Annotated in this window: 15 protein-coding genes; 8 read left to right on the forward strand and 7 right to left on the reverse strand. The window is 48.4% G+C overall.

Annotated elements, in window-relative coordinates:
• Positions 1 to 48 precede the first annotated feature (48 nt).
• The 7 genes from B160_RS0105885 to purN form a co-directional block, all read right to left on the reverse strand.
• Complete coding sequence (locus B160_RS0105885) at positions 49 to 2,586, reverse strand: phosphocholine-specific phospholipase C (RefSeq protein ID WP_018626962.1); 2,538 nt, start codon at positions 2,584 to 2,586, stop codon at positions 49 to 51.
• Between the two features lie 132 nt (positions 2,587 to 2,718).
• Entirely contained in the window at positions 2,719 to 4,263 is a 1,545-nt protein-coding gene (locus B160_RS0105890) for a SusD/RagB family nutrient-binding outer membrane lipoprotein (protein WP_245562153.1), read from the reverse strand.
• Positions 4,264 to 4,308: 45 nt separating this feature from the next.
• Positions 4,309 to 7,650, reverse strand: coding sequence for a SusC/RagA family TonB-linked outer membrane protein (locus tag B160_RS0105895; RefSeq protein WP_026309568.1), 3,342 nt, complete (start codon positions 7,648 to 7,650; stop codon positions 4,309 to 4,311).
• A 180-nt stretch (positions 7,651 to 7,830) separates the two neighbouring features.
• Positions 7,831 to 8,937 carry a FecR family protein gene (locus B160_RS0105900; RefSeq protein WP_018626965.1) on the reverse strand — a complete coding sequence of 369 codons (1,107 nt, stop codon included), beginning with the start codon at positions 8,935 to 8,937 and terminating at the stop codon, positions 7,831 to 7,833.
• 69 nt (positions 8,938 to 9,006) lie between these two features.
• The gene (locus tag B160_RS0105905; RefSeq protein WP_018626966.1) at positions 9,007 to 9,540 is read right to left on the reverse strand and encodes an RNA polymerase sigma factor; all 534 of its coding nucleotides are present in this window, start codon (positions 9,538 to 9,540) and stop codon (positions 9,007 to 9,009) included.
• A 120-nt stretch (positions 9,541 to 9,660) separates the two neighbouring features.
• Complete coding sequence (locus tag B160_RS0105910; RefSeq protein ID WP_211218053.1) at positions 9,661 to 10,434, reverse strand: peptidase associated/transthyretin-like domain-containing protein; 774 nt, start codon at positions 10,432 to 10,434, stop codon at positions 9,661 to 9,663.
• 303 nt (positions 10,435 to 10,737) lie between these two features.
• Positions 10,738 to 11,310 carry a phosphoribosylglycinamide formyltransferase gene (purN, locus tag B160_RS0105920; RefSeq protein WP_040679570.1) on the reverse strand — a complete coding sequence of 191 codons (573 nt, stop codon included), beginning with the start codon at positions 11,308 to 11,310 and terminating at the stop codon, positions 10,738 to 10,740.
• 535 nt (positions 11,311 to 11,845) lie between these two features.
• Between purN and B160_RS0105935 the strand changes: the two genes are divergently transcribed.
• From B160_RS0105935 to B160_RS0105970, 8 genes are all read left to right on the forward strand, one after another.
• Positions 11,846 to 13,138, forward strand: coding sequence for a c-type cytochrome (locus B160_RS0105935; protein ID WP_051107124.1), 1,293 nt, complete (start codon positions 11,846 to 11,848; stop codon positions 13,136 to 13,138).
• A gap of 89 nt (positions 13,139 to 13,227) precedes the next feature.
• A complete protein-coding gene (locus B160_RS0105940; protein ID WP_018626974.1) occupies positions 13,228 to 16,392 on the forward strand; it encodes a TAT-variant-translocated molybdopterin oxidoreductase in 3,165 nt (1,054 codons plus the stop codon).
• Between the two features lie 123 nt (positions 16,393 to 16,515).
• Positions 16,516 to 17,961, forward strand: a complete 1,446-nt coding sequence (gene nrfD, locus B160_RS0105945) for an NrfD/PsrC family molybdoenzyme membrane anchor subunit (RefSeq protein ID WP_018626975.1) — start codon at positions 16,516 to 16,518, stop codon at positions 17,959 to 17,961.
• A 131-nt stretch (positions 17,962 to 18,092) separates the two neighbouring features.
• Positions 18,093 to 18,680 (forward strand): DUF3341 domain-containing protein, encoded by a 588-nt coding sequence (locus B160_RS0105950; protein ID WP_018626976.1) that lies wholly within the window; start codon positions 18,093 to 18,095, stop codon positions 18,678 to 18,680.
• A gap of 88 nt (positions 18,681 to 18,768) precedes the next feature.
• Entirely contained in the window at positions 18,769 to 19,428 is a 660-nt protein-coding gene (locus B160_RS0105955; RefSeq protein ID WP_157557928.1) for a c-type cytochrome, read from the forward strand.
• Between the two features lie 35 nt (positions 19,429 to 19,463).
• Positions 19,464 to 20,702, forward strand: a complete 1,239-nt coding sequence (locus B160_RS0105960; protein ID WP_040679525.1) for a hypothetical protein — start codon at positions 19,464 to 19,466, stop codon at positions 20,700 to 20,702.
• A gap of 106 nt (positions 20,703 to 20,808) precedes the next feature.
• Positions 20,809 to 21,912 carry a cytochrome c oxidase subunit II gene (locus B160_RS0105965; RefSeq protein ID WP_018626979.1) on the forward strand — a complete coding sequence of 368 codons (1,104 nt, stop codon included), beginning with the start codon at positions 20,809 to 20,811 and terminating at the stop codon, positions 21,910 to 21,912.
• Positions 21,913 to 21,955: 43 nt separating this feature from the next.
• Entirely contained in the window at positions 21,956 to 23,761 is a 1,806-nt protein-coding gene (locus tag B160_RS0105970) for a cytochrome c oxidase subunit I (protein WP_018626980.1), read from the forward strand.

The following is a 23,761-nucleotide window of genomic DNA, read 5'->3' on the forward strand; positions in this document are numbered from 1 at the left end:
TACAAAAAAAGCTTCATTGCCGCCGGGGCTTCTGTGGCATTCCCCGCATCACAAAAGCAACGGATCGCTGAAGGATTCCTCACCGGTTTCTACTCTTCCGGCAAACCTCCGCTCAAAACGGTTGTCATTGCGCAGTAATACCGACAGATCATACCACCCATGACTCTTTTCCAGTACCAGCACCAGGCGCTGTGAGCCCTGGGGTGGCAGCTTGCGCAAAAGCTCCCGCTGCCCGTAGCTGTTATCCCTGACCAGGATATCCTGCTGCTGAGCCGAGTGATTGCGAAAGATCAGCTGCAACTGTCCATAGCGTTTACCGCGGGCAAGATCATACCGGCATTCAACCGAGATGCGCGCTTCATCGCTGTGCCCCTTTATTTCGCGGTAAAAACCATTGGGGCCAAATAGTGCCAGGTGATAATCCTTGTCAGCAAAACCGTTCAGAGGTACCGTATACCGCAGCTCTTCTCCCGCGGCTACAGCAAATGACCAGTTGCGGTTGAGGATCTTTTGGCCCCGGGTATCAGTATAGGGAAGATATGCGTATACCGAGAACGGACTGCCCATGGACCGGTCTTTAAAAACGGCAGTTGCTGCCTTTAGCACCAGCTGTATGTTTTGACGGTCTGCATCCAAATGGGCGTCGGCATACAGCTCGTAAGGGAGCGGGCTGGAAGGCTTTGACCCTTTTTCCTGCGCAAAATAATTTCTTGTTTTTTTGAAGTCGGCCCGGATGGCCCGGATGGCATCTTCTTTTAAAGGAGTAGCGCCTTCCGGTAGGGGACGGTACCGGGCTTCATCAATACGCTGGAGGTAGGCATCCCGTTTCAGGAACTCCGGCTGTTTTACAGTTTCGCCGTTATAAGGGCGGAACACGGAAGAAAGGTCGCCGCATACGGCACGTCGCCAATCGGAAAGATGCGGGAGCTGCAGTTTTTTCCCGGTCTTACGGGAGGCAAACTTTTCAATGAACTGCACCACAGAAGTGTGGTCAAAGACCTGGGAATTCACATATCCCCCGCGCGACCAGGGACTGGCTACCACGAAGGGTACGCGGTAGCCCAGCCCGATGGCGCCCTCCCGCGCATTTGCAGGAGTTACGCCTTTGAGGCGGACCTCGTCATCAAGGGTAACATATTCCTTATCGATATGGGTAATGCCGGCGGATACGGCGCCCGTTGCCGGATTCCGGAAATCCGGTGCGGTAAAGGGCGGCACATGATCAAAATAGCCGTCATTTTCGTCATAGGTAAGAATAAAAATGGTCTTTTTCCACAGCTCTTCATTATGGGTAAGGATGTCCAGTACCTCCGAAACATACCAGGCACCAAACCAGGGAGCGGAGGGATGATCGGAAAAGTATTGCGGCGCCACCAGCCAGGAAACGGCCGGGAGCTTTCCTGCTTTCACATCTTTCCGGAAGTTGGCCAGCACATCGGATTTGGGCACCTGCATGTTCCGTTTGGTACCCTGGTCGTTGTACTCAATGGTTTCGGTACGGTGATAGTCCGGATCAAAATCGTTTGTAGTAAAGGCATTGTCGTGCAGGGCCTGCTGGTCTTTGCCCAGGGGTTCGGCCAGCTCTTTGCGGCAACGCTCCAGTTCGGCTTCATAGCGCTTCCTGCGTTCGCGCAAACTGTTCAGTGCCCGTTTTACTTTCTGGTCATCCGGTTGCTCAATGGCCTTCTGCTCCAGCTGCGGCAGTTCTTTTTCAAAAGCTGCCAGCCGCTGTACCAGGTACTGTTCATACTTGCGGGAGCGGCGCACCCGGAACCGGGTAAACCATTCCAGCGGGTTATCGGTAAAATTACTCAGCCAGGCCTCCGCTTCGCCTTCCAGACCAGCGGGCAGGCTCAGTTCATTCTGGTATATCTTCCAGGGGATGTTATGTTCCTGCAGCAATTCCGGCAGGGTCTTCCAGTCGCTTTCGGCGCTGTAGTCTGATTCGCTGTTGCGTACCAGCGCCGGGCTGGAGGCCAGTCCGTCTTTGCGAAGTGTACCCGACCAGAAGTACAGGCGGTTGGGCGTTGTGCCGGTAAGGGAGGAGCAGAAATGCTGATCGCAAACGGTAAATGCATCGGCAAGGGCATAGTTGAACGGAATGTCTTCGCGGGTATAATAGCCCAGGGTCATGGGTTGTCCTTCAAACCCTTTATAGCCGGTCCTTTTAGCGATCAGCCATTGATCATATTGTCCGTTGTTACGTGCATCTACCTGGTCGCCCCAGCTGTGAGGGAGCCCGCCCATCCACGTAATTTTTGTTTGCTGCATATCCAGGCGAAAGGGCAGATAAGCATTCTTCTTTTTGTCGGTCTGCAGCCAAACAGGGCCGCCGTCGGCAAGCTTCAGCACACGGGGATCGTTAAATCCGCGCACCCCTTTAAGCGTCCCAAAACAATGGTCGAAGGAGCGGTTCTCCTGCATTAGCAGCACAATGTGCTCCGCATCTTCAAAAGTAGAGCCCTTGGCCGGGTTGATGGCCATGGCCTTTTGAATGGAGGCGGGAAGTACGGAGAATACCCCGGCGCTACCGGCCAGCAAGCTCGTCTTTTTTAAAAAGTCTCTTCTTGAAAAATCAATCGGCATGGTTGTAACAGTTTAAAGTTTGACGTTCAACGTTTCAACGAACTTTAAACATTGAACAAAAAACAGGTATGAGCCGTTACACGACACATACCTGCAAAATAGCTTTTATTGACTAATGAGAAAAATGGATGGTTATTGCAGCAGCCACATTACCTGATTTGCATCATCAGTGCCGCCATATTGCGATTGAATGGCAGCGGCTACATTGGTACCATTATTATCCAGTTCCAGCTGCGGGTAAAGCCATCGTACGGGAAACTTGGTAGCCGGAATATTTCGGTTGGTATTCTGATTTAAGACAAACGCAGGATAACCGGTACGCCTGTTTTCATACCAGGCATTATAATCAACACCCTGTAAAAAACCGGCAAGGTATTTTTGTGTAATGATCTGTTTGATCTGATTTTCCGGAGTGCCGGTAAGCACTACAGCGGCGGTTGCAGGATAGGCTGTGATGTAGGGCGCATCCATTTCCATACCGTGATTGTATGCCGCAGGGGTATGACTTGCCAGAAAGTTCATTGAACTCTGGATTCCTGCCGCATAGTACGATTGCGCACTGGTTCCGGTGATCCAGCCTCTTACCGTGGCTTCTGCCAATATGAACTGGATATCCCAGTAGTTTAAAAGCCCCACGGGCTCTGCATTAAACAGATCTTTATACCGTTTGTTGAATTCACAGAAATTTCCTTCATTTCTTGAGGATGTGGTGTTGGCAAAAAGATCGGAAGCCTCTATACTTACATAGGCATCCCAGTCGGAAGCTAAACTGCCCGCGAGGATCTTTGCCGGTGCCGGTTCTGCATAATAAAACAGCCTTCTGTCTTTTAGGGCTTTTAACGGAGTAATCAGTGTAGCGCCTACCATGGACTGGCCAGAAAAGGAGTTAAGCTGAATAGGCGTGCTGCTCCAGGGATACGCATACCCGGCAGAATTGACATACGTTACCGCGAAATTATCATCATAATTGCGCATGAGCGGCCGGTTGGCCACAATATCCTTAAACCGGTTTACCACATTCAGGTCCGCATCGCCGGTTTTTTTATACAACTGCATCAGCACCTGCAGCTCAAAGCTGTTGGTCAGCCGGCGCCATTGATCCACGCTTCCTTTGTAGATAAAATCGCCTGAAAAATCGGTACCTGTGGCAAACAACGTATTGGCGCTGTCCAGTTCATTCAGGATACCGATGAACACCGCTTTCTGGCTGTCATATTTGGGTTTTATAACGCCGTTACTTTCGCCTTTCAGCGCATCGGAGTAAGGGATGTCACCTACCTGCATGGTGAGCTGGTAAAATTGCCAGGCCCGTATGAAATGCGCCAGCGCTGTGTAGGAATTTTTTAAACCCTCAGGTTCATTGGCCGCATAACCAAGCATTGGGGCTATATTGCGCAAAACGCTCAGCCGTCCAAAACTGGTCCGGGCTATTTTATTGTATTGAAGATCTTCCTGCCGTTCCGTCCACAATACATACTTCGATAACATAAAAGGCCCGCAAAACCCTTTTGTGCTGGCAATATCATCGGATGTAATGGATGTAAGCATATTGGTAGCCAGCCACGGGGCGGTGGATGTGGTAGATGCATCGGGGTTCGCGTTGATGGCATCAAATTTTTGGGTGCACGATGTCCACACTATGGAGGTAACGAGCACGGCCATTATATATTTCAACATAATTTTCATTTGTGTATTTTTAGAAGTCATACGATCGCATTCACGTTATAATCCCAGTTTAATGTTCAGACCCAGCATCCGCTGTGAAGGCGCATTTAAATTTTCTGTACCAAGATCGGGATCAGAGAATGTGAATTTTGTCCAGAGGAATACGTTTTGCGCCGTTAAAGACACCGAAGCGTTTTTAATTCCGGATTTACTATAAAGGCTGGATGGGATCTTATAGCCCAGGGAGATTTCTCTTAGTTTAACAAAGGACTGGCTCTTTAACCCATGCTCATAGCTATCCGTATTATTCAGCTCCTGCATAAAGGCCTGGTATCCTACCGCTACATCATTGGGGGCAAATTTGCGGGTATCGGTAAGAATGCGCCCGTATTTATCGTAAGTAGCCTCTCCGGAAACCAGTTTTACACCCTCGCCCACATAATTGGTAAGCCCGTTCACTACCTGGTCGTACCGCCACTTGGTATCCGTTTCGGGGTTGGTGCCGCTGTCAAACATCTTGTTCCAGATATAATCATACATGATGCCGCCGATGCGCCCGTCGATACTGATGCCCACTATGAAATTGTTGATGGTGAAATTATTCACAAAGCCAAACGAGAATTTGGGATCGGTATAGCCCATATTTGCCTCATAAGGGCTCGAAGCCACCAGTCCGCCAACAAGAATGAGGTTGCCCTGCGGGTCTCGTAGCAAAGGCTGGGAAACATACACGTCTTTTCTTGCCCCTTTCTTTATCCAAAGTTTATCGGCTGAATAGTCCGGATCTAAATCAACATAATAATTGTGGTTGAAAGAATAGTTGATCAGGGAGCGCCATTCAAAATTATTCCGCTTGATAACAGATCCGTCTACGGTTACTTCAATGCCTTTTCGTACATATGTTTCTGCCGTATTAATTAGCGCTTCGTTGAAGCCCGAAGCCTGGGAGATCTTGGGTTTAATCTGTTGCTGATAATAGTACTTGTTGAAGTAAGCTAAGTCAACGTGCAGGCGACCTTTAAGAAAATAGGCTTCGGTACCTGCTTCCCAGGTTCTTGTTGCGGATGGCAGAAGGTCTGATGCCTGTAAATTAACAGGGTAGCTGGTGCTGGGCAGTCCCCATGAGGTAGCAGAGCTATATGTGCGGTTATTAGCATATACATCTGCGGGAGTCTTACTTTGTGTCCAGGATCCGCGTACCTTCCATAGATCTACGGCCTGGGGCATTCTGATAAATTGAGATAAAATGATGCTGCCTGCAAAGGAGGGGTAAAAATAGGACCGTTGTGCAACGGATTGTGTGGAGCTCCAGTCGTTACGTCCGGTGATATCCAGATAGACGATTCTATTCCAGCCAATAGAAGCCTTGCCGTACAAGCTGTTCACCTGCTTTCTCCAGGTGCCGAAGTTTGTTTTTATTTTGTCGACACCCACAGCGGTGGATGCAACGGCATTGGCCAGGGAGTACCATCCCGGAATGGCAAGGCCGTTAACGGTTTGGGCGCCCTGCTCCCTGTTAATATAATAAGTGATGCTTCCGCCACCCAGCAGGTTTATATCAAAATTGCCGACTTTTTTATCGTAGGTTAATATCAGGTCATTGTTGGTGCTGAAGCCCCACATCTGGTTCATACCATACATACCCTTACCACCATAATTCCAGCTGAATGTAAGGTAGTCCTGGCCGAATGTGCCTTTACTGGATCCACCCCGTGTAGAATTAATACCGGCAGGACTTTGTACGGTTTCTTCATTTTTATAAAAATCGTACCCGGTACGGAACATCAGGTTCAGATCTTTGGTGAACTTATAGTTAGCGGTAAGGCTGGCGTTGAGCTTATTTTTTTGAATACCGTCTAATTTTTCATAAGCAATCATATAGGGATTGTCATACCATTCGGTATATAGCCAGTTTTGCTGTTCATGAGGTTTTACCCAGTAGTCCCGGTACTGGCGGATGTCATAGTCCGGCCCTGTCCACATCTGTAACTGGTAAATATATCCCTGGGCGCCATAGCCCTGGCCCCAGATCTGGGGCGATTGTTCCCAGGTATAACCCATGCTGCTTTCCACACTGAATTTCTTGCCTATTTTTAAAGCGCCGCTCATCGTATAGTTGATGATGTTCAGCTTTTCGTTGGGAAACTGTCCTTTGTTGTAAATATGGTTGACACCTGCCCTGAAAAAACCGTTTTCTCCATTTTGGGTAACGGTAATATTGTTATTGGTGATGAGGCCGGTCTCCAGAAAGTTTTTCAGATTGTTTTTACCGCTTGACACCAGCGGCATCATCTCTTCCCGTTTGGTAATGGGGTTCCATTGTTTGGCACTGTCACCGATATCTAATTTAGGACCCCACACATAGTCGGTAGCGATCTTTCCGTCAAGACCATGGCCGTAAGAGGTTTGTATTTTAGGTATGGCCAGGAAGCCGGAGGCGATCATCGTATTGCTGTTGATATCGATAGACAAGCCACCGCCTTTTCCTTTTTTGGTAGTGATCATAATGGCGCCGTTAGCACCTTTATAGCCGTATAAAGCTGCAGCAGTAGGTCCTTTCAGCACGCTGATATCTGCAATATTATCCGACGGGATATCGCGCAGGGTCATATTTTCATAAGGCACACCGTCGATAACCAGCATCGGTTTTTCTCCCCGCAGCTCAATGGTGGGCGTAGCATTGAATTCGGTCGAGTTCTTGATCACCAGGCCGGATATCTTACCGGTGAGGGAAGTTGCTGCATCCACCCCTTTTACGGTTTGGATTTCATTGCCGCTTACTTTTTGTACCGCATAACCCAGCGCTTTTGCTTCACGCGTAATGCCCAATGCCGTTACCACCACTTCTTCCAGCGCACGGTTGGCCTCTTCAAACACTACGTTGATGGTTTGCTGACCGTTTACTTTTATTACCTGGGTGCCATAACCCACATAGCTAAAAGTGAGCTCATCGTATTCATCCACTTCAATACTGTACTGGCCCTTGTCGTTGGTAATGGTGGCTTTGCCTTTATTGGAGGATACCGTAGCGCCGGCAACCGGTTCGCCTTTCTGATTGGTTACCACCCCTTTTACCAGGATATTCTTCAGGATGTTCGCTTTTTCCCGGATCACGATCAGGTTATCGCTCATCTGCTGGTACTCCAGCCCCGTGCCGCTGAGGATCCTGGGCAGCAGCGAGAGTACCGGCGTGTTTTGGACTTTGATATTCACCATGCCGGTTTCATCTACAAGTTTATTGCTGAATACGAACCGGTAATCTGTTCTTTTCTGGATGGTTTTTAAAATGGTGGAAAGCCGGGCGTTCTCCAGTTGAAGAGAAACGGATTCCTGGCTATAACCGGTATGAGCCGCAACCTGTGATGCTGTTGCCAGCATCAGGGCAAGACATAATTTCATAAACAACAGTTTTTTGAGCAGCCGCCGGGGCCACCCATTCGAGTAAGCACATTTTTTCATACTTTTATTTAGTTTATTATTAAACAAGTGGAAGGCATTGTTCCTTCCATTTTCCATGGGGGAAATGGCCGCAATCCGTTTCTCCCTTTTTTGATTTTGCTCTTAGTGGTCCATCTTTTTTTATTTATATATAGTGATTTGGTTTCCGTCTTTTTTATAAGAAAAAGCGTACGAAAGCTGTAAGGCTTTCAATACTTCTTCGATCTGCTCGTGCTGGAATGCCGCCGTATAACGGTAATGTGCAACCTCGTTACTGGCAATGTTGATGGTGACACCGTATTTCCGTTCCAGTATGTTCCTGATCTCATAAAGCGGCTGATCTTCAAAGATCAGGAGGTCATCCACCCATGCTGTTTCTACGTTCTGGCTGGAATCATGATAAGCAAGCGGAACGATCACGGGCTTGGCGGGAACGGTATGTTCCAGGCTGTCGGTACCGGGAATGTCCATTACAAATTTTTGGTTCACCTCTAATGTCTTGTAAACAATATCATTGTTCCCCCTGGGAAGCAGGATCTGCACTTTGCCCTCCAGCAACGAGGTTTCGCTGTACCGGTCATTGGTGTAGGCTTTTACATTAAACCGGGTACCCACTGCCCTTATCTTATATTTTGCCACATGAACAATGAAGGGCAGCTCTTTATTGTGCGCTACGGTAAACAGGGCTTCGCCCGTCAGGTATACGTTCCGGTCGCGGGAACCAAAAGTTTTTGAAACCAGCAGCCGGGATCCGGCATTCAGTATCACTTTTGTGCTGTCCGGAAGCACAATGGTCTTGTGCTCACCGGTCCGGGATGAAACCGTTTCGCCCGATGCGGCCCCCGTTTTTGCTACCGGTAAAGGCTGTTTGGCCACTTCCCGGCTGCGCAGGAAAAGGCCGCCAATGACTAAAATAAGCGTTGCTGCGGCAACGACTGCCCACTTCTTCCAGCCGGTACCCGGGTGGAGTGCCGGCGTTGTTTTATAAGTCGGGGCGCTGCTGTTTTCACCGGAAGCCACATACAGTGCGTGTTCCGATGAATCCCTGGTGGCAGATAATTCGTTTTGTTTTTGCTGCAGCATGTATTTCAGCCCCAGCACCAGTTTGCGGGCTTCTTCTAGGGTTATCAGCTCTTCTGGGTGTTTCAGCAGGTAGTCGTCCCAAAAGGCGATATCCCTGGGATGCTGCTGCGTGCAGTATGCAATAAAGGAGTCGTCAATGACAAGCTCTTCAACTGTATAGGTCATATTTGTAAGGCCGGTTTCTATAACAGACGGCAGGGCTTACAAAATCTAACCGCTTTTTTTAACTTTTTTTTAGGGAAGAAGTATGAGGATAAAATTTACCAGCTTTTCCAGCACTGCATCTTTTTTGAGGTTTTGCCGTAGATGCTGGATCCCTTTGGACAGGTTGTTGTAAACGGTTTGGTGGGTAAGCCCCGTGAGGGCAACGATCTTTTCGGTGGAATATCCCTGGTAGTATTTCATGTAGATCACCCGCCGGAACCGCGCGGGCAGTTTTTTATAGGCAGCGGCAATGTGGTTGATCAATGCGGTATCGGTCTCCAGCTTTTCAATGATCTCCTGTGCGGAAGGCAGGTTAAACGTTTCGATCTCCCGGTAACTGCCTTTACGCTGCTGGCTCCGGTGCAGGTCAATGAGCCTTCTTTTAAAAGCGGTTACCAGGTAGGCTTCGGGGTTTTGAATGTCCTGGGAAATGTTCTTTTGTAACAGGTCAAGAAAAAACTGCTGTACGGTATCTTCTGCTTCCTGTATCGTATATCCAAAATGACAGGCAATGGCCTGCAGCTTTGCTTTGAAATCAGTGTACCAGGAATCGATCAGAAGCATGAGTCAAACTTACAGGAATAATCGGTAAAAGGGCAGCAGCGCTTTTAAATTTATTATTAACAGTTTGATCATACAGGAAAGGAGGATGCCTTCTAGAGCGGTACAAAGCGGAGCAGGGCGTCAATATTCCATTGTCTCGCTTCCCGTTAACCCCTCTTTCCACATAGGCGGTGGCAGCAATCCGAGCCGGAACCGCTCATAAGAACGCTTGATGTATTCGTGGAATGTATAATCATTGACCCGCTTGGTAAAGAGATAGCTGGGTTGATACAGCGTGATGAACACGTTAATGACACTGTCCTCCGTCATACCCGTGATCCGGCGGATGAGCGCCTTACTGAACCGGTAACGGACATAGCCATCCTGCTCGTCGGAGATCAGCTTATCCCGGAACCGGGTCAGCTTCCGCGTTCTTCTGAAACGGAAAGCATTGATGAGCTCATCGAGGTCAAAGGCTGCGCCAAAACCATCTGTTGCGGACATGGTGGATAGCCCTGGCTTTTGAAAGTCGAAATATTTCCTGTAGGTTTCCCTGTTCTCCAGCGAATCGAAGCGGTAATCCCGGTTCCGGATCTTTACTTCCGGAAGATCCGGGATGCTGATGCGTAGTGAAATATCAAAAGCGTAAGGGGTTGTAATGGTGGCTACCGGGAATTTGCGGGTCGGTTTATTCAGGTAACTGAACCAAATGGAATCCCGGGGCTGCACCAGGATGCTGTAGCTTCCGTCTGCACCGGTCATAGTACCCGCCCCGGAGCTGGTGAGCACCGAAACCAGGGGAACGGGTGTCCGGCCCAGGCTGTCGTAAACATTTCCTTTAATACGGACCTGTGCCTGTGCGTTCAGGCAAAACAGGAGCACTGCAGAAATACATATGGATTTTAATAAACTCAATATTCAATGCTTACATGGGGCATTATGGTTGCTGCCGGGAGTTACGCAGTTGCGGTATTGCTTCCCCAAAAGACCCGGCGCCCTCCTTGCTCCCTGGTTAAATGGAGTGCGCCCGCTGCGAAAAATGTTATGCCCGTTCTGCAGAACAGCAAAGCAATAAAAGAATTTGCAAAAACTATGATAAAGTATCGTCAGTGAACAGGGAATTGTCAATCGTCAATGGAGAAGTTTAATGTTTAACATTTGGGTTTGTTGTCCCGTTTTATACTTGGTTCAGGGCATCTATTTTCAAATTCATCAATTTTATAACTCTTTCAGGATCAAACGTTCTACGACGGGGGCAAAGTGCTGGTGCTCCAGGAAATGGATCTTTTGGGCCAGGGATTCAGGCGTATCAGATCCGGAAACCGGGCAGGTGGTCTGAAAAATAATGGCGCCGTGGTCATAGTGCTCATCTACAAAGTGAATGGTGATGCCGCTTTCCTTTTCCCCTGCCCTAATGACCGCCTCATGAACAAATTGTCCGTACATGCCCTTGCCGCCGTATTTTGGTAAAAGGGCCGGATGTATATTCACCATATGGCCGGGAAAGGCGGCGATCAGCGAACCGGGTATTTTTAATAAAAAACCGGCAAGAATAATAAAATCAATCCCTTTTTGTTGCAATAATTGAACAAATTCGTCTGACCGAAGCGAGGTCCGGTCGACCAGGAGCAGTTCAATTTTCTCCGCGGCCGCAATTTCCGTAACACCGGCTCCCGGATTGTTACATACGATCAGCGAAACGCTTGCAAAGGCGTGGTGCCGGAAGTGGTCGATCAGTTTCTGGGCATTTGAGCCTGCCCCGCTGGCAAAAATGGCGATCCTCTTTTTCATATATACTTTGATAATCAAAGATTTTACAATTTACCGAGTTCACCAAAAATCCTTTTATAAATAAATAGGACCAGGTCTGTCTGTATCAATTCAGGCGGGTATGGATATTTTTTGAACCCCCGGCGGGATAATCCGGAATGGAATGCTTTTTTATAAACAATGCGTTGCGGCAGGAAATGCATTGTAAAACAGGAGGCCCGGGAACGTCCGGGTATGCGCAGACATGGAAACAGCCCTAAACAGCTCTAAATCCGGGATTTATTCACGACTGTTTGTATGTGGATGCAAAAAAGTTGATGCAAATCAAGAATGATGCTAAAAGGGTGGATGTGAACAACTCTAACGAATACAAAACGAATGACTTTTTAATGACAAAGATTTTTTAAATTGAAAAATTTTGATCTAAAAATCGCTTGAAACACAGTCTGGTAGCGGGTTTAAAAAATTTATAAAATGTTGCTGTTTTGTTAAGCCCGACCCTTATTTTTGCAGTTGATCAGAGACATTTATCCACATTTTTAGATTTAATGCGTTTATGACTATTTCTAAGTATATAATTAACCGATTCTTCTTAATTATACTAACGCTTTTCACTCTTTCCTGGTTTAATACAATTGCTGCACAGGACGCTGATGGTAAACAATTGTTTATCAGTAAATGTCAGAGCTGTCACTCCGGCGATATGAAGACCGATATGACAGGTCCTCCCTTGTTTGGCGTTGAAGGCCAGTGGGAAGACAAAGCAAAGCTGCATGAGTGGATCCGGAATAACCAGAAACTGATTGCTTCCGGCTATCCCCAGGCCGTGGAGGTTTCAAAACTGAAGCCCACAGCCATGCAGACCTTCCCTGATCTTACTGATCCTCAGATAGATGCGATCTTAAAATATATTGATGAAAAGGGAAGCGGTAAATTGGATGCTGCCAAAGGCGGTGGCGCCGGCGCTGCTGGAGCGGCCGCAACTGCAGGAGATTCCAGCCAGCACCCCTTATTATATGGTATCATTACGCTGATCCTTGCACTGGCCGCCCTGATCCTGATCTTTATAAATAAGAATCTTAAAAAGATCTCAGACGATACTGAGGGCAAGAAAACGCCGGAAGCGGTTCCGTTCTTCCAGAACAAGATCTACCTGGCCACTGCAGCTATCCTTTTGTTCCTTGTTGGGGGGTATTTTACCACGAAGGCCATGATCAATTTGAACCGTCAGAAGGATTATGAACCCCGCCAGCCTATTTTCTATTCGCATAAAGTACACGCCGGCATCAACCAGATCAACTGTTTGTATTGCCACGGGAACGCATGGGAAAGCAAAACAGCGGCGATCCCTTCGGTGAATGTGTGTATGAACTGTCATAAAACCATTCAGAAATACAATGGCCCCGAACTGAAGGATAAGAACGGCAACCCGATAGATGGTACCGCAGAGATTGCGAAGTTGTATCAATATGCGGGATTTGACCCCCAGAACCCCGATGCATGGGATGCCAACAAGGCTAAACCGATCGATTGGGTAAAGATCCACAACCTTCCGGACCATGTGTACTTTAACCACAGCCAGCACGTAAGGGTGGGCAATGTACAGTGCCAGACCTGTCATGGTGAGATCACCGGTATGGATGAGGTACACCAGTTTGCCGAGCTGAGCATGGGATGGTGTATAAACTGTCACCGCCAGACCAAAGTGAACTTTAACGTGGATTCTACCAGCGGTAACCAGTTTTACAGCATTTACGAGAAGTTCCATAATGACATCAAATCTGGTAAAATGGACAGCGTAACCGTTAAAGATATTGGCGGTTTAGAATGTCAGAAGTGTCATTATTAATGTACTGATTTGAAAAAAGTGCCAACAGTCAATAAGAAAGCGGCGCCTTTTTCAGGTTTTCAAATTTTCAAATTTTCAAACAGAGATAAATGAGCAATAAATACTGGCAGGGTTTCGGCGAATTAAATGATTCCGAAAAGTTTCAAAAGAGGGTCGATGATGAGTTTCGCGATGAACTCCCTTTTGAAGATTTTGACAGTAAAGGTTTACTGGATGCGAAAGCTCCGAGAAGAGATTTCTTAAAATACCTGGGGTTCAGTACTGCAGCGGCCACACTGGCTGCAAGCTGTAAAACACAGGTCCGGGAAGCCATCCCCTATGGCAACAAGCCCGACAACCTGGTTCCCGGTGAGGCAAAATATTATGCAACTACCTATACACAGGGTGGGGATGCGGTTCCGGTAATTGCCAAAGTACGGGATGGGCGTCCCATAAAAATAGAAGGGAACGATTATCTTTCTGCCAGCAATGGCGGTACTTCAGCCCGGGTGCAGGCTTCTGTGCTGGATCTTTATGACATGCACCGCCTCCGGTTTCCCCAGCGCAAAGCCGGAAGTAAATTTGAAGAGAGCATGTACGATATATTGGATAAGGCGATTGCGGCAGAACTTGCCGGCGCCGGTTCCGTTGTACTGCTTACCAGCACCATCAACTCGCCCTCAACGCTGGACATTATTGCAAAAAATCCGAAGATCCGCCTCGTACAGTACGATGCGGTAAGCTATAACGGGATCCTCCTGGCCAACGAAGCATCCGGCTTTGGAAGAAAGGTTCCTACCTATAAATTTGACCAGGCGTCCGTGATCGTAAGCCTGGGGGCTGATTTCCTGGGTACCTGGCTGAACAGCGAAGAAAATGCAGCCGGCTATGCCAGGGGAAGAAAGATCGATGAAAAGAACCCGGTAATGAGCAAACACTACCAGTTTGAGTCCTTCCTGAGCATGACGGGGTCCAATGCGGACGAGCGGTTTACACACCGTCCATCGCAAACCGGAGCCGTGGCGCTGGCATTACTGGCGGCCGTGGGCGGCGGTGTTGCAGCCCCTGCAATTACGGATTCCAAACTGAATGCCGGCATTATCAAAGTAGCCAATGAACTGAAAACCGCTGCAGGCAAGGCCCTAGTGGTTAGCGGCAGCAATGATGCGAACGTTCAGATCATTGTAAACGCCATCAACAATGCGATCGGCGCTTACGGTACTACTATCGACTGGTCGCGGGCCGACCAATCCCGTAAAGGAACCGACCGTGAATTTTCCGATCTGCTGACCCAGATGGAAAGCGGGCAGGTAGATGTGTTGCTGATCCACGAGGCCAACCCGGTTTATGACCATTTCGCCGGCAAACGCTTTGCCAGCGCCCTTGCAAAAGTCAGAACAACCGTTTCCTTTGGTTACCGTATGGATGAAACCACGGAACTGTGTAAATACATCCTGCCTTCGCCGCATTACCTCGAAAGCTGGGGCGATGCAGAGCCCAAAACCGGTGTGTATAGTTTCATACAGCCTACTATTTTCCCGCTGTTTAAAACCCGTCCTTTCCAAACCTCTTTATTAAAATGGAGCGGCAGCGCCGAGGACTACGATACGTATGTAAAGAACTACTGGCTGCAGAAAGCCGGCGGCGAAGCTGCTTATCATAAGGCACTTGAAAACGGTGTGATCGAAGAAGCGGCCAGCGGATCCGGATCTTACAGCGGCGCAGCGGTTGCGGCAGCAGCTACAGCCATTGCGGCACATCCCGCAGGCGGAAAAGATGAACTGGTCCTGTATGAAAAAGTTTCCATCGGACCGGGTTATGGTGCGGTGAACCCCTGGTTACAGGAATTACCGGATGCGGTTTCCAAGGCCAACTGGGGCAGTTATGCGCTCATCTCTATACCCAAGGCAAAAGAACTGGGTATTGTAACCGATGTGGATTATGAATACTATCCGGACAAACCGGTAATTAAAATAAGCGATGGCAAAACAACCATCGAAGTGCCGATCCTCGTTACACCGGGGATGAATGCCAACACCATTGCAGTAGCCGTAGGCTATGGCCGCGGTGCAAAACTGGGCCGCACAGCAGCAGGCGTAGGGGTGAATACCTTCCCGTTTGCTTCTATGCCCGGGGACGGAAGCGGCATCCGTTATTTTGTTTCCAACGTAACGGTTTCCAACACCGGCAGAAAAGACAAGGTGGCACAAACACAGATCCACAACTCCTATGAAGGTCGTGTGGAAGTGGTAAGGGAAACCACCCTTGCTACTTATCGCCAGAAACCCAACGAGATCCTGGATTTTCGTAATAAACTGGTAGAGACCTATGCAAAGAGCACCGGCAATTTCAGAAAAGAAGCCACACTATACGGCGACCACGAGAAGCCGGGCATTAAATGGGGAATGAATATCGACATGAATGCCTGCACCGGCTGTAGCGCTTGTGTGGTGGCCTGTCATGCAGAAAATAATGTACCCGTAGTAGGGAAGAGCGAGGTTTTGCGTTACCACGATATGCACTGGCTGCGCATCGACCGCTATTTTGTGAGTGATGAAAAAGATCCGGATAACCTGAAGGGGGTGGTGTTCCAGCCGATGCTTTGCCAGCATTGCGACAATGCGCCCTGCGAGAACGTTTGCCCGGTTGCGGCTACCAACCACAGCACAGAAGGCATCAACCAGATGGCGTACAACCGTTGTATCGGAACCCGTTATTGTGCCAATAACTGCCCGTTCAAAGTGCGTCGCTTTAACTGGGCAGATTATACCGGTGCGGATTCCTTCCCCAACAACCAGGATCAGAAACTGGTGGGCGTGCTGGACCCGGTAGTACATCAGATGAATGATGCCGTAAGCCGCATGGTGCTGAATCCGGACGTTACTGTACGTTCCAGGGGGGTAATGGAAAAATGCTCCTTCTGTATCCAGCGTCTGCAGCATGCAAAACTGGATGCAAAAAAAGAAAATCGTCCATTGAAGGACGGAGAAGCAAAAACAGCCTGCCAGCAGGCCTGCTCCACCAACGCGATCGTGTTTGGGGATGCACGGGATGAGCACAGCGCGATCAGCCAGGTGCGGCTGAACAATCCCCAGCGGTTGTTCTACTCACTGGAGCAATTGCACGTGCTGCCCAATGTAAGCTACTTCTCCAAGATCCGGAATACGGATGAGATCATTGGTGGCAACGAACATGAGGCGGCAGGCGGTCATGATGAAGAGCATGGAGCAAAAGAGCCGGCAGCGGAAAAGCATGAAGAAGCGGCGCATCATTAAAAGTTGTTTTAAGTCCGGAGTTTGATGTTTAACATTAAACGCTGATATAAAAGAAAACGTAGAAGAACAAGGAAGGATGTTGGAGGCGAACCTCAAACATTGAACCTTAAACCATAAATAGTTATGTCACTAAACAGATACGAATCGCAAGTACGGGAGCCATTGGTGGAAGGAAGCAAGGATTATCACCAAATTACTGAAGATATATGCCGTCCGGTAGAGGCAACTCCCAGTAAGCTCTGGTGGGTTGGGTTTATCATTTCCGTTGGGCTGCTGATATTTGGTGTGGTATCCATTTATATGGATGTTACCTATGGTATCGGCCAGTGGAACCTGAATAAGACCGTTGGATGGGGCTGGGATATCACCAACTTCGTGTGGTGGGTGGGTATTGGTCACGCGGGAACGCTGATCTCTGCGATCCTGCTGCTGTTCCGCCAGGGTTGGAGAACAGGGGTGAACCGCGCCGCAGAAGCGATGACGATCTTTGCGGTGATGTGCGCCGGACAGTTCCCGATCTGGCACATGGGTCGTGTATGGAATGCCTTCTTTGTGGCACCCTATCCCAATACCCGCGGGCCTTTGTGGGTAAACTTTAACTCTCCGCTGCTTTGGGATGTGTTCGCCATCTCTACTTATTTTACAGTTTCCCTGCTCTTCTGGTACTGCGGTTTGCTGCCGGACCTTGCCTCTTTAAGAGACCGCGCAAAATTAAAATGGAGAAAATTCTTTTACGGGGTGGCGTCTTTTGGATGGACCGGCAGCACCAAGCACTGGCAGCGTCATGAAGCATTATCCCTGGTATTGGCCGGGTTGGCCACACCCCTGGTACTTTCCGTGCATACCATCGTATCCTTCGACTTTGCAACCTCGGTGATCCCCGGCTGGCACACCACGATCTTTCCGCCTTACTTTGTGGCGGGTGCGGTGTTCTCTGGTTTTGCCATGGTACAAACGTTATTATTGATAACCCGTAAAGTGCTGAACCTGGAAGAATATATTACCATGGAGCATATTGATGTAATGAACAAGGTAATTGTATTGACCGGTTCCATTGTGGGGATCGCCTACCTCACCGAGCTGTTTATTGCATGGTACAGCCATGTAGAGTATGAGTGGTTCGCTTTCCGTGAAAACCGGGTGAACCTGAACAGCCCCTATGGATGGGCTTATTATTTAATGATGGGATGTAACGTGTTGTCGCCCCAGATCTTCTGGTTCCGCAAAATGCGCAGAAATCTGCTGGTGACCTTCTTTATGAGCATCCTGGTAAATATCGGTATGTGGTTCGAGCGCTTTGTGATCATCGTTACTTCTATTTACCGCGATTACCTGCCCAGTTCCTGGAGCACGTATTATACGCCCACCATTTGGGAAATTGGATTTTACATGGGTACGTTCGGATTGTTCTTTACCTGTTATTTCCTGTTCTCCAAATTCTTCCCGGTTATCGCCATGGCGGAGATCAAGCACATCCTGAAACGCAGTGGTGACAGCTTTAAAGAGAACATGGAGAAGGATGAGAATGAAACGCTGGAATCGTTTGAGCATGCAAATGCGCATCACTAATAATCATTGCAGGTTTCAGGTTCGATGTTCAACGTTGATCCATAACCTGACAGAGTAAAACAGAAAGAAATAATAAGGTGCGGGATTTAAACGTAAAACGTTAAACCTCAAACCTGAAACAAAAAATAAATATGGCCATCAAGAAATTTATTACAGGCAATTTTTACGACGAAGCAGTGCTTTTTCCTGCGGTAAAAAAAGTACGTCGCGCCGGCTATAAGGTACATGATGTGTACACGCCTTTCCCCATCCACGGGTTGGATAAAGAACTGGGCATGAAGGATACGGATCTGCACATCGCCGGTTTTATATACGGTATTACCGGTACAACCACCGCCATCAGCTTTATTGGATGGGCACTTGCGCTCGACTGGCAGATCAATTTCGGAGGAAAGCCGTTCTTTTCCCTGCCCGCATGGATACCCATTATGTTTGAGCTTACGGTTCTGTTCTCTGCCGTAGGCATGGTGCTGACCTTTTGCTGGCTCTGCCAGCTGGCGCCTTTTGTAAAGAAGGATCACTTTAACCCGCGCAGTACCGATGACACCTTTGTAATGGCCATCGAGTGCACCGATAAAACAAACGAGGAAGAAGCGATCGCTTTCCTGAAGAATGCCGGAGCACAGGATGTGCAGGCACAGAGCCGGGAAACCGGATGGTGGTTTGGCCGGTACGACAGGGAAACGGTTCAGTTTGGTAAAAAAGTAGCGGCGGTATAAGCATTTATAGTTTGATGTTTATGGTTTGATGTTTTCCTGACCTCGAGCGGTAAATTTCAAACTTCAAAAAAATTTGATAAAAGGAAACATGAATAAGTACATAGTTATAGCAACGGTAGCCTTTAGCGCGGTAGTGGCTGGTTGCGGAGCAGACAGTAAACCGGGCCTTGCCTATATGCCGGATATGTTCTATAGCAGGGCGTATGAAACCTATGCTTCTACCGGCGATCTGGAAAAAGAAGGCGTCTTTTATAACCGGAAACCGGTACCCGGAACGGTAGCGCGGGGGGAGGATATGGCTTTTGCGTTCAATCTGACGCACGATTCTGTGGGCTACGCGCAGTCTGCACAATTAAAGAACCCGCTGGATTCTGCCGGCGCAGCCAAGATCGATATGAAAGAGGCCGAACGCCTGTACCTGGTTAATTGTGGCATCTGTCATGGCCCCAAGCTGGACGGGAACGGGCCCCTGTTTAACGGAGGTGAAGGCCCTTACACGGCAGCTCCGAAAGATTTTATGGCGGCAGATATGAAAGCGCTGCCCGTCGGTACCATGTTTTACTCCGTTACCTATGGCAAAGGCCAGATGGGCAGCTACGCCTCTCAGCTGAGCCCCAAACAACGGTGGGAGATCATCACATTTATTAAATCCAAGCAGGGCGTAGGAGCCGCTTCCGGAGCAGCAGCAGACAGCACTGCCAAAGAAGGCGCGGCCGGTGTGGCAGCAGATGCTACAGCAAAAAAATAATAACTAATTCACAGAACTATTAATATAAGATTCGAATGTCAACGTCAACTACGGAAAAATTCATACCTGCAAAAAGATATAACACAATAGCGGTCGCGTTAATGGTGATCGGTGTCATCGCAGCTATTTCCCTGTTTGTGACAACCGGTGGTGAGGGGAATCACGATAACCGTGCACGTTTTTGGGCCAGTTTGCTCCAGAACAGTGTGTACTTCCTGCTGGTGGTAAATGCAGCCATGTTTTTTATGTGCGCAACTACCCTGGCCTGGGGCGGATGGCAGATCGGCTTTACCCGTGTTACGGAAGCCATTGCCTCCTGTGTACCCGTGATCGGCGTTATTGCCCTGGCGATCCTGTTGGCGTTGTGTTTTGGAGACCATCATACGATCTACCACTGGACAGATGCAGAGCATGTGGCACATGATCCGGTTCTGGAGCATAAAAGTGGGTTTTTAAGCAAAGGCTTTTTTGCCATCGTAACCGTTCTTACGGTTGTGTTGTGGTCATTCCTGGGATGGAAGATGCGCCAGCTCTCCCTGAAAACAGATGAAGGCGATATCGTAAGCACACTGGAAAGAAAAAAGAAATTCGTTTGGAACAATACCGTGATGGCTGCGCTTTATATTGTGGTATTTGCATTAACGGTAATGTCCTCCATCCCCTGGTTATGGGTCATGAGCATTGATGCACACTGGTACAGCACCATGTTCAGCTGGTACAACTTCGCCAGCACCTTTGTGGCCGGGTTGTCGCTGATTGCCCTGTATGTGGTGTTCCTGAAGAACAATGGCTACCTGCCATCGGTAAATAAAGAGCACCTGCATGATCTCGGTAAGTTCATTTTCGCTTTTTCGATCTTCTGGACCTACCTGTGGTTTGCCCAGTTCATGTTGATCTGGTATGCCAATATCCCTGAAGAAACCATTTATTTTAAGCCAAGGGCTGAAGGAATCTACAGCGCGATCTTCTGGATGATGCTGATCATCAACTTTGTGGCTCCGCTCCTGATCTTTATGAGCAAGGACTCAAAAAGGAACTATACGATCGTTACGGTGGTTTCCGTGCTGGTGATCTTCGGGCACTGGCTGGATTATTTCCAGATGGTATTTCCTGCAGTATCACCGGATAAAGTGCCCATGATCCTGTTTGATATGGGTATCGGGCTGGGCTTTATCGGCATCATCATGTATGTGACCGGTAAAACATTGAGCAAATATCCATTAACGGCCAGGAATCATCCGTTTGTAAAAGAAGCAGTAATCCATCATACATAAAATGTTTAATGTTTAAAGTTTAAGGTTAATGAACGGTAAACCTTGAACCTTGGACCCCGAACGTTGAACTCGAAACTTTTGAACTGAATAAATAGAACAACATCGTATGCAAAACTTTTTAATATTCGCCATTTTAATATTGGGTTTTATCATCACCTTTCAGATCGCAAGGGCAAGCGAATTTGTTTCTGTGATCCGGGGTGAAGAAAAGACCAGGAAGCAAACCAATAAGATAAATGCCGCACTGCTGCTGGTATTTTTGATTGTTGGAATGTTTGGAGTGTACTGGACCCAACATACGCTGGGCGATAAAATTTTGAAATTAGGCACTTCGGCCTCCGATCACGGAATACTGGTAGACCGGATGATCAAATATACCCTTATTGCTACCGGTATCGTTTTTGTTGGAACACAAACATTGTTGTTCTGGTACTCCTTTAAGTACCAGGAGTCGGATAAACGTACCGTATATTATTTTCCGCATAATAATAAGCTGGAGCTGTTGTGGACCGTAGTGCCGGCCATCGTGCTGACCATACTCATCGGTTTCGGTATTGTTTACTGGTACCGGATCACCGGCGCTGCTCCGGCAAATGCCATGCAGATCGAGGTAACGGGCAGCCAGTTTAAATGGGAATTCCGCTATCCGGGCAAAGATGGCGTTTTTGGAAAAAAATATTATAAGAACATTGATGAGGCCAACGACAACCCTTTGGGCCAGATATGGGAAGACGCCGCCAATCATGACGATATTTATGAAAGTGGGCAGATACACCTGGTGGTTGGCAAACCGGTAAAGCTGATCATTGGTGCTAAGGATGTGATACACAGTGTAGGATTGCCGCATTTCCGCTTGAAAATGGACGCGGTTCCGGGCACACCCACCACTTTGTGGTTTACCCCGATAAAAACCACGAAGGACATGATAAAAGAAACCGGAAATGGTAAATTTGTATATGAAATAGCCTGCGACCAGATGTGTGGTGCCGGGCATACAGGGATGAGGGGCGAGATCATTGTGGAAACACAGGAAGAATTTGATCAGTGGATGGCTTCCCAGAAACCCAAATATGTACAAATGAAAGAAGCCGCGGCTGCTCCGGCTGCTCCTGCAGCTGCAGCCAAAGATTCTGTTGCCGCCCCGGCACCTGCCACCGCCGATTCAATAACGGCCGCAGGCGCTGCAAAAAAGGATTCAACAGCGAAGTAGTAATTTTGATAAAGAAAGATAGGTCAGTTTTTAAACGATAATTATGAGCGATACTTTACATATTCAGCATGAGGTTGCGAGTCATGGTCATTCAGGAGAGCCGCATATGCACCATCACAAGGAAACATTCATATCGAAGTATATCTTCAGTATGGATCATAAGATGATTGCAAAACAATTCCTGGTAACGGGTATTATCTGGGCCATCATCGGTGGACTGTTCTCGGTACTGTTCCGTTTGCAGCTGGGTTTTCCTGATCAGTCGTTCCCCATCCTGGAAACTTTTTTTGGCCGGTGGGCAGAGGGAGGAAAGATAAAGCCTGAGTTTTACTATGCGTTGACCACCATGCACGGGACCGTATTGATATTTTTCGTATTGACAGCGGGACTGAGCGGAACTTTTGCCAACCTCCTGATTCCTTTACAGGTGGGTGCAAGAGATATGGCTTCCCCGTTCATGAATATGTTGTCGTTCTGGTTCTTCTTTGCCGCCAGTATTGTCATGCTGTCTTCTTTGTTCACACAAACCGGGCCTGCTGCCGGCGGTTGGACGGTATATCCCCCGCTGAGCGCACTGGGGCTTGCTTCGCAGGGCTCGAAGAGCGGTATGGACCTCTGGATCATTGCCATGACCTTATTTGTGGCATCCCAGTTATTAGGTGGTCTGAACTATATTTCCACGATCTTAAATATGCGTACCAAAGGTATGTCTATGACACGGATGCCGCTCACCATCTGGGCCATCCTGTTCACCGCCATCCTGGGTGTATTGTCCTTCCCGGTACTGCTTTCCGGTCTGGTATTGTTGATGTTTGACCGCCACCTGGGCACCAGCTTCTACCTCAGCGATATCTTTGTTGCGGGGCAGGCCCTGCCCAATGAGGGGGGAAGCGCCATTCTTTATCAGCACCTGTTCTGGTTCCTGGGGCACCCCGAGGTATATATCATCATCCTGCCCACCATGGGTCTGGCGTCGGAAATACTTGCCATCAATTCACGAAAACCGGTCTTTGGCTATATGGCCATGATCGCGTCGCTGATGGCGATCTGTGTACTGGCCTTCCTCGTATGGGCGCACCATATGTTTGTAACCGGTTTGAACCCGTTCCTGGGATCGGTATTCGTATTGCTTACCTTGCTGATCGCCATTCCGTCAGCGATCAAGGTATTTAACTGGATCACCACCATCTGGAGGGGAAATATCCGCTTCACCCCGGCGATGCTTTTCGCCATCGGGTTTGTGAGCATCTTCATTTCAGGTGGGCTAACAGGGATCTGGCTGGGTAACTCCACGATCGATATCCACCTGCACGATACCATGTTTGTGATTGCCCACTTCCATATTGTAATGGGGGTATCGGCTTTCTTCGGAATGTTTGCGGGTATTTATCACTGGTTCCCCAAATTGTTTGGTCGGTTCATGAACAACACACTGGGCTACATCCACTTTTGGGTAACGCTGGCATGCGCATATCTGATCTTCTGGCCCATGCACTACCAGGGTATGGCCGGTATGCCAAGACGTTATCTGGACAAGAGCAGCTGGGTAAGCTTCAGCCAGTTCCACAGCCTGGATGCCATGATCACTGTTGCAACGATCATCGCATTTTCCGTGCAACTGATGTTTGTGTTCAACTATTTTTATTCCATGTATAAAGGAAGAAGAGTGCGGTCGCAGAACCCCTGGGGCGCAACCACCCTCGAATGGACCACACCGATCCACCCCGGACACGGGAACTGGGAAGGTGAGATCCCTGAAGTACATCGTTGGGCATATGATTACAGCAAGGACGGAAGAGATTTTATTCCGCAGACCGAGCCGGTGGGCGAAGATGAAAGTGCACATTAA

The organism is Niabella aurantiaca DSM 17617 (assembly GCF_000374125.1).
Lineage (GTDB): Bacteria > Bacteroidota > Bacteroidia > Chitinophagales > Chitinophagaceae > Niabella > Niabella aurantiaca.